Here is a 7,411-nt window from a genome sequence, read left to right on the forward strand (position 1 = left end):
CTTTCCTTAATTGTATAAGGAAACGAGTGGAAAAGGAAAGGAGCGAGTATCCTGTGATTGTAGGAATCGGCATCGACCTCGTCGAACTCGAGCGCATTGCTCGCTCGATACAGAAGCCGCGGTTCATGGAACGGCTCTTGACCGAGGCGGAACGTGGACTCGCGTCGAACTATCCGGAACAACGCCGCATCGAGTTCGTCGCCGGTCGCTTCGCCGCGAAAGAGGCTTACGCCAAAGCGGTCGGAACGGGTATCGCCCGCGGATTGTCATGGCAACAGATTGAAGTGTTGCCCGACGAGACGGGACGGCCAGTCATGACGGCACCGTCGCCGGGACGGATTCATGTCAGCATTAGCCATAGTGAACAATACGCCGTGGCCCAAGTCATCATTGAAGAGGAGGATTCCGATGTATCGTCCAAGTAAAATTGAAATTGACCGGGCAGCGATTGCGCATAACGTGAAAGAGATTAAGCGTCGCATCCCACAACAATTGATGGCTGTCGTCAAAGCGAACGCATACGGGCATGGCGCCGTCGAGGTCGCGACGATTGCGCTCGAAAACGGAGCTACGATGCTCGGGGTCGCCTTGCTTGAAGAAGCGATCGAACTCCGCGAAGCCGGTATCGAGGCACCAATCCTTGTCATGGAAGCACAGTTTCCTGAATTGGCAGGTGTCGCAGCAAAACACGACGTCATCCTCTCCGTCTTCTCGGCGGCTTGGCTCGAAGAAGCGAAGATGCATCTGAACGACCGGCCGCTCACCGTCCATGTGAAAGTGGACACCGGCATGGGCCGGCTCGGTCTTCGGACGCGAGAAGAACTTGACGCGCTCCTTGAGGTGGCCGATGACCGTTTCGTCATCGAAGGCATCTATACACATTTTGCGACGGCCGATGAACCGGATAGCGCGCTTTATCACGAGCAACAAGTCCGTTTCGATCGTTTAATGGACGGACTCGGTTCACGCTTCAAGTACATCCATACGTCGAACTCGGCCGGGGCGATTCGGATGGCTGGTGAAGACGTGCCGTATAACCTTGTCCGTGTCGGCATCGCCATCTACGGACTCTACCCGTCAAGCGAGATGGCGTCATTCTACTCCTTTTTGCGGCCGGCGTTCACGCTGAAGAGTAAGCTCATGCAAGTGAAACGGCTCGAGGCCGGGCAGACGATCAGTTATGGGGCGACATACACGACGACAGAAGATGAGTGGATCGGAACGGTGCCGGTCGGTTATGCGGACGGTTGGATTCGAAAGGCGAGCGGATTCGAAGTCGATGTCAATGGCACACGTTGTCCGATTGTCGGGCGTGTCTGCATGGACCGTTTCATGATTAAACTGCCAGAAGAAGTCCCGATCGGTACCGACGTGACACTTATCGGGGGTCCGGTGCCAATCGATGAATTGGCGGCACATTTAGACACAATCAATTATGAAGTCGTCTGTCAGTTGACGAGCCGCTTGCCGAGACACTATGTGTGAATCAGAAAACGTGTGAAATTATCTGAATTCTTTCTCGAATCCTCTATATTTTCCCAAACTCGCGTGTTATATTGATAAAGAACGCGGGAAAAACATTCCGCCAGTCCATTGAAACGATTCTGGAGGTGTAAGATGTTGAAACAGCGAACAGCGGGTGCATTGGCGTCCGTTCCAGATCGGTTCTCGCAGCATGGGGGTCCGATTTCGATGAAAGATCGTGAATCATTGTCATTGAACGATGTAGTGACGTACTTGTCCAAAGAAATTGCTGATCGACAACAAGCACTGCGTGAAGAATTGGCGAAAGGCTATCAAGAGATGGCCGCGTTTAATTTGAATATGGCAGAAGAGATGCTGATGATTGAGACGGAAGCCGAACATGCTCTCTTACGTCAAGTAAGCGGGGTGTGAGCGGAGTGATCGTAAAGCGTGGTGACGTGTTTTATGCGAATCTGTCGCCCGTAGTCGGTTCAGAGCAAGGTGGAGTTCGTCCGGTCCTCGTCATTCAAAACGATATCGGCAATCGCTTTAGCCCGACCGTCATTGTCGCTGCGATTACGGCTCAGATCCAGAAAGCAAAACTGCCGACTCATGTGGAAGTGTATCAAGTCAAACACGGGCTCGAACGAGACTCGGTGATTTTGCTTGAACAGATTCGAACGATTGATAAACGTCGTCTGACGGACAAGGTGACACATCTTGACGATGAGACGATGCACAAAGTGGACAGAGCGCTAGAGATTAGTATGGGATTAATCCCGCTCTAGCTTACATATGAACAGAACCGGTACATGGGTATCGGTTTTTTTTCAAAAATTAATAAAAATTTAGGTTTAAGATTATGAAACAAGGGAATTATATTTAATCGTACTCGATTTTTCTGTGCGCAACTTTAGGAGGGAATAACGATGGATTTAGCGATTCGCGAGCAAGTCATTGGAGATCAATTACACCTTTACGTATCCGGAGAAGTGGATACATATACCGCTCCCAAACTGAAAGAAGTCTTGCATCCGGCAATCACGGAGCAAAACGTCGTCGTTCATTTGGATGAAGTGGATTATATGGACTCAACAGGTCTCGGCGTTTTCGTCGGTGCCCTTAAAATAGCAACACGCAATGAGAAAGAGTTGTCGCTCGTCGGGGTAACCGATCGTGTCAATCGTCTCTTTGAATTGACTGGCCTTCACAAATTGCTCTCGATTAACACGAATGTAAGAGGTGGCACGCAATGAGTAACATCGAACAGACGGTGATGACGTTCCCGGCCAAACCAGAGTATGTCGGTGTGGTCCGTTTAGTCGTGTCAGGAATCGCGAATCGTATGGGCTACACATACGATGAGATCGAAGACATTAAAATCGCAGTCTCGGAAGCTTGTGGTAACGCTGTTCAACATGCATATGATGACCAAGAAGGTGAAGTGAAACTCACGTGTGGCGTATACACGGATCGTTTAGAGATGACGATTGAGGATTCGGGCAAGACGTTTGCCGATGATGTGAAACGCCAAGCGGCTCCAGTCGAAGAGACGACTGAAATCGAATCGCTTCACGAAGGAGGACTCGGTCTGTTCCTCATTGAAGCGTTAATGGATGACGTCTCGATCAACAAAGACAGTGGTGTCAAAGTGACGATGACGAAACTCCTTAACAGGGACGAGGTGGATCAGAGTGCCAGCAAAATCTCAACAACGCCATCACAGTGATGATGAAGTACTAGAGTGGATTGAACGCTATCAGCAGGACGACCAAAACGAGGAAGTCCAGATGCTCCTGATCAATCGCTACTCGGACCTCGTCGAGGCGCTCGCTCGTAAGTTCTCCCGTGGTCGGGCCATCCATGATGATCTCGTCCAAGTCGGGATGATTGGACTGCTCGCAGCGCTCCGTCGTTTCGACCCAGAATTCGGACGTAGTTTTGAATCGTTTGCCGTCCCGACGATCATCGGGGAAATCAAGCGATTCATTCGTGACAAAACATGGAGCGTCCACGTGCCCCGTCGCATTAAAGAACTCGGGCCAAAGATTAAGAAGACGGTCGAAGAGTTGACGACGGAGCTTCAACGCTCACCGCGAATCGACGAGATTGCCGATCATCTTGGGGTCTCTGATGAAGAGATTCTTGAGACGCTCGAGATGGGTAAGAGTTATCAAGCTCTCTCGGTCGATAGCTCGATTGAAGCGGATAATGAAGGTAGCACCGTCACGCTACTCGATCTCGTCGGTAGTCAAGAACGGGGTTACGAGTCGGTCGACCAACGACTCATTCTCGAAAAGGCGTTCAGTGTATTGAACGAACGAGAACAGGCCATTTTAGAATGTGCCTACTATAAAAACATGAGCCAAAAAGAGACGGGCGAATTGCTCGGCATCTCGCAGATGCATGTATCACGCTTGCAGCGTCGTGCCCTCGAGAAGTTACGTGAGGCCATCAAAGTGCCGCTCAATGAAGTATTTTCTAGCGATGACTGAGGAGTCATCGTTTTTTTGTTGTCTGCTCTTTGCTACACTTCAACTAGAGACTAGAAAAGGAAGTGGTTCAGATGATCACGAAAGTCGCGAAAACGCTACAAGTAAAAGAAAGTCAAGTCGAGACGGTGAGACAACTCGCCGCTGACGGCGCGACGATCCCGTTCATGGCCCGTTACCGTAAGGAGATGACGGGGAACCTCGATGAAGTCGAAATCAAATCGATTCTTGACGCCCTTCAATATGAAGAGAGCTTGCAGAAACGAAAGTCCGACGTGCTCGCGAAATTAGAAGAGCTCGAGAAAGCGACGCCGGAACTCGCACGCGCGCTCGAAGCCGCAACGACGTTGCAACAAGTCGACGACATCTATTTGCCGTACCGACCGAAGCGACGGACGAAAGCCGAGCAAGGCCGCGAGAAGGGGTTGCAACCGCTCGCCGACTGGTATCGCAACCCGTCCGCCTATTCGTTGAAAGACGCACAACAGCTCGCCGGGGACACGCCGCTCGACGAGGCACTGCCGTTCGCCCAAGCAATTATTGGAGAAGAGTGGGGCGAGACAGCGTCACTTCGTCAATCGCTCCGGGCCCGGGTCCGGAAAGAAGCGTTGCTTCGTTCACAAAAGAAAAAGCAGGCGGAAGATGAGAAAGAAGTCTTTTCACAGTATTATGACTACGAGGAAAAAGTCGCCGGGATTGTCCCGCACCGTGTCCTCGCCTTGAACCGTGGAGAGCGGACGGACGTTCTTCAAGTCAAACTCGTGTTTGACGAGACGACGTTCATGAATCAGGCGCTGCGTCCGTTCGAACGACTCCCGGCCGAGAAACGTGAACTCGTCACCGTCGCCATCAAAGAGGCGTATAAAAAGTCAGTATTCCCGGCGATTGAACGCGAGATGCGCAGTGAGTTGACCGAGACGGCCGAAGAACAGGCGATTGACGTCTTCGTCAAAAACTTGAAGCAGCTGTACATGCAACCGCCGCTCCGGGAAGTCGTCGTCCTCGGGATCGACCCGGCGTATCGGACGGGATGCAAATGGGCCGTCGTCAATGAGATCGGAAAAGTCGAAGAAGTCGGAGTCTTCTATCCGACAGCGCCGAAACATGACGTGGCCGGTTCGGAAAAAGTGCTCGCCTCGCTCGTGAAGAAATATCCGATTTCCGTCATCGTCATCGGAAACGGGACTGCGTCACGGGAAACCGAGCAGTTCGTCGCCGACTGGTTGAAGAAAGCCGAGCGTGAGATTGCGTATGCGATCGTCAATGAGGCCGGGGCGAGCGTCTATTCGGCTTCAGAAGTCGCCCGTACCGAATTTCCGGCGCTGAAAGTCGAGGAGCGGTCCGCTGTCTCGATTGCGAGACGGATTCAAGATGCGATGGCCGAACTCGTCAAAGTCGACCCGCAGTCTGTCGGGGTCGGTCAGTATCAGCATGACGTCAGTCAAAATAAACTGAAGGCGTCGCTCGAGTTCGTCGTCGAGAGTGTCGTCAATATGGTTGGGGTCGATGTGAACCGGGCCTCGGAATCGCTTTTGACGTACGTATCGGGCTTGAATAAGACGACGGCGAAAAATATCGTGGCGTATCGCGATGAGTTCGGCCGATTCGACACGCGAAAAGAAATCAAAAAAGTTCCACGCCTTGGAGCCAAGGCGTATGAGCAAGCTGCCGGCTTTTTGCGAATCACGAACGGAAGCGACGTACTCGATCAAACCGAAATTCACCCGGAGAGTTACAAACTGACACTCTCTCTATTGAAGGAACTCGGTGTTTCGAAGCAAGCAGTCGGGACGGCCGAGTTGCGAGACCGATTGAAGACAGTCGATGCGAGTGCGCTCAGTGAAAAGTTGAATGCTGGATTGCCGACAATTGAAGATATCTTGAAGTCGCTCGCGAAACCGGGACGCGATCCGCGTGAGGACATTCAAAAGCCGTTGCTTCGGACGGATGTCATGAACCTAGAAGACCTTCAAGTTGGGATGGAGTTTCAAGGAACGGTCCGAAACGTCATCGACTTCGGGGCGTTCGTCGATATCGGCGTGAAGCAAGATGGGCTCGTCCATATATCGAAACTGTCCAACCGATACGTGAAACATCCGCTCGACGTCGTCGCAGTCGGAGATATCGTGACGGTCTGGATCGAACAAGTCGATGCGAATCGAGGTCGAATCAGCTTGACGATGCTCGCACCAAAGAAGTCATGACGAGCATATAAAGAAGGAAGTCGGGGTTGGGCAAAATGATTTCATTTTGCTCAACTTTTTTTGTGGAAAAGTGTTGACGGTCTTTTCGGACCGTGCTATCTTATAGAAGTCGCCGAGAAACGGCACGCGAAATTAAAGCTTTTCTAAAAAAGTGATTGACAGGTTTCTGGTTTGCGGTTACAATTTAAAGCGTTACTTCGATAAATTCAAGCAACGTTCCGCAATAGCTCAGTGGTAGAGCAACCGGCTGTTAACCGGTAGGTCGTAGGTTCAAATCCTACTTGCGGAGCCATTTTATTTTGGAGACGTACCCAAGAGGCTATAAGGGGCTCCCCTGCTAAGGGAGTAGGCTGGGAAACCGGTGCGAGGGTTCGAATCCCTCCGTCTCCGCCACTTAACTTTTAGAAAACATTCATGGCCCGTTGGTCAAGCGGTTAAGACACCGCCCTTTCACGGCGGTAACACGGGTTCGAATCCCGTACGGGTCACCATCATATGGAGGATTAGCTCAGCTGGGAGAGCACCTGCCTTACAAGCAGGGGGTCGGCGGTTCGATCCCGTCATCCTCCACCATTCAAATAAAACGTAATCTGGTCTCGTGGTGTAGGGGTTAACATGCCTGCCTGTCACGCAGGAGATCGCGGGTTCAAATCCCGTCGAGACCGCCATTTACGTTGGGCTGTAGCCAAGTGGTAAGGCATCGGATTTTGATTCCGACATGCGAAGGTTCGATCCCTTCCAGCCCAGCTTTTTATTTGAGTCATTAGCTCAGTTGGTAGAGCATCTGACTTTTAATCAGAGGGTCGCAGGTTCGAGCCCTGCATGACTCACCATTTTTATCCCTCGTAACACTTTATACGCTGCGGTCGTGGCGGAATCGGTAGACGCGCTAGGTTGAGGGCCTAGTGGTGGTTAACACCGTGGAGGTTCAAGTCCTCTCGACCGCACCAATATGCACCCTTAGCTCAGCTGGATAGAGCGTTAGACTACGAATCTAAAGGCCGGGAGTTCGAATCTCTCAGGGTGCACCATTTTTATTATGGGCCTATAGCTCAGCCGGTTAGAGCGCACGCCTGATAAGCGTGAGGTCGGTGGTTCGAGTCCACTTAGGCCCACCATTTTAACTGACGAACTTTGAAAACTGAACGATGAGGCAAAAAATGTTTTACAATTTTTGAATGAAGCGCAAGCTTCGTCATTTCAAGAGCTATATCAAATTCTTTGGAGAGTTTGATCCTGGCTCAGGACGAA

General features: G+C 51.3%; 8 protein-coding genes and 10 tRNA genes. All 18 read left to right on the plus strand.

What is annotated here, in order from left to right:
- Window positions 1–53: 53 nt before the first annotated feature.
- The 18 genes from acpS to KNP76_RS13455 all read left to right on the plus strand — a co-directional run bounded on the left by acpS (window position 54) and on the right by KNP76_RS13455 (window position 7,278).
- The gene (gene acpS, locus KNP76_RS13370) at window positions 54–425 is read left to right on the plus strand and encodes a holo-ACP synthase (RefSeq protein ID WP_034808711.1); all 372 of its coding nucleotides are present in this window, start codon (window positions 54–56) and stop codon (window positions 423–425) included.
- Entirely contained in the window at window positions 409–1,485 is a 1,077-nt protein-coding gene (gene alr, locus KNP76_RS13375; protein WP_214844817.1) for an alanine racemase, read from the plus strand. The genes acpS and alr overlap by 17 nt, the downstream gene beginning before the upstream one ends.
- Before the next feature lie 132 nt (window positions 1,486–1,617).
- Window positions 1,618–1,896 (plus strand): hypothetical protein, encoded by a 279-nt coding sequence (locus KNP76_RS13380; RefSeq protein ID WP_214840365.1) that lies wholly within the window; start codon window positions 1,618–1,620, stop codon window positions 1,894–1,896.
- Window positions 1,897–1,901: 5 nt separating this feature from the next.
- Entirely contained in the window at window positions 1,902–2,252 is a 351-nt protein-coding gene (locus KNP76_RS13385) for a type II toxin-antitoxin system PemK/MazF family toxin (protein WP_016510516.1), read from the plus strand.
- 141 nt (window positions 2,253–2,393) lie between these two features.
- The gene (locus KNP76_RS13390; RefSeq protein ID WP_034808704.1) at window positions 2,394–2,720 is read left to right on the plus strand and encodes an STAS domain-containing protein; all 327 of its coding nucleotides are present in this window, start codon (window positions 2,394–2,396) and stop codon (window positions 2,718–2,720) included.
- Window positions 2,717–3,193, plus strand: coding sequence for an anti-sigma B factor RsbW (gene rsbW, locus KNP76_RS13395; protein WP_211780050.1), 477 nt, complete (start codon window positions 2,717–2,719; stop codon window positions 3,191–3,193). Before KNP76_RS13390 ends, rsbW begins: the two co-directional genes overlap by 4 nt.
- A complete protein-coding gene (sigB, locus tag KNP76_RS13400) occupies window positions 3,159–3,959 on the plus strand; it encodes an RNA polymerase sigma factor SigB (RefSeq protein WP_034808700.1) in 801 nt (266 codons plus the stop codon). Before rsbW ends, sigB begins: the two co-directional genes overlap by 35 nt.
- Before the next feature lie 71 nt (window positions 3,960–4,030).
- Window positions 4,031–6,160 (plus strand): Tex family protein, encoded by a 2,130-nt coding sequence (locus tag KNP76_RS13405; protein WP_214844818.1) that lies wholly within the window; start codon window positions 4,031–4,033, stop codon window positions 6,158–6,160.
- Window positions 6,161–6,377: 217 nt separating this feature from the next.
- Window positions 6,378–6,452, plus strand: a tRNA-Asn gene (locus KNP76_RS13410).
- A 9-nt stretch (window positions 6,453–6,461) separates the two neighbouring features.
- A tRNA-Ser gene (locus tag KNP76_RS13415) sits at window positions 6,462–6,553 on the plus strand.
- Between the two features lie 23 nt (window positions 6,554–6,576).
- Window positions 6,577–6,651, plus strand: a tRNA-Glu gene (locus KNP76_RS13420).
- A 6-nt stretch (window positions 6,652–6,657) separates the two neighbouring features.
- A tRNA-Val gene (locus KNP76_RS13425) sits at window positions 6,658–6,733 on the plus strand.
- Between the two features lie 19 nt (window positions 6,734–6,752).
- A tRNA-Asp gene (locus tag KNP76_RS13430) sits at window positions 6,753–6,828 on the plus strand.
- Window positions 6,829–6,835: 7 nt separating this feature from the next.
- A tRNA-Gln gene (locus KNP76_RS13435) sits at window positions 6,836–6,907 on the plus strand.
- A gap of 10 nt (window positions 6,908–6,917) precedes the next feature.
- Window positions 6,918–6,993 (plus strand) — tRNA-Lys (locus tag KNP76_RS13440).
- A gap of 29 nt (window positions 6,994–7,022) precedes the next feature.
- Window positions 7,023–7,110 (plus strand) — tRNA-Leu (locus KNP76_RS13445).
- Window positions 7,111–7,114: 4 nt separating this feature from the next.
- Window positions 7,115–7,191, plus strand: a tRNA-Arg gene (locus KNP76_RS13450).
- A gap of 10 nt (window positions 7,192–7,201) precedes the next feature.
- A tRNA-Ile gene (locus tag KNP76_RS13455) sits at window positions 7,202–7,278 on the plus strand.
- Window positions 7,279–7,411: the final 133 nt, after the last annotated feature.

Source organism: Exiguobacterium sp. s150 (genome assembly GCF_018618435.1).
GTDB classification, from domain to species: domain Bacteria; phylum Bacillota; class Bacilli; order Exiguobacteriales; family Exiguobacteriaceae; genus Exiguobacterium; species Exiguobacterium alkaliphilum.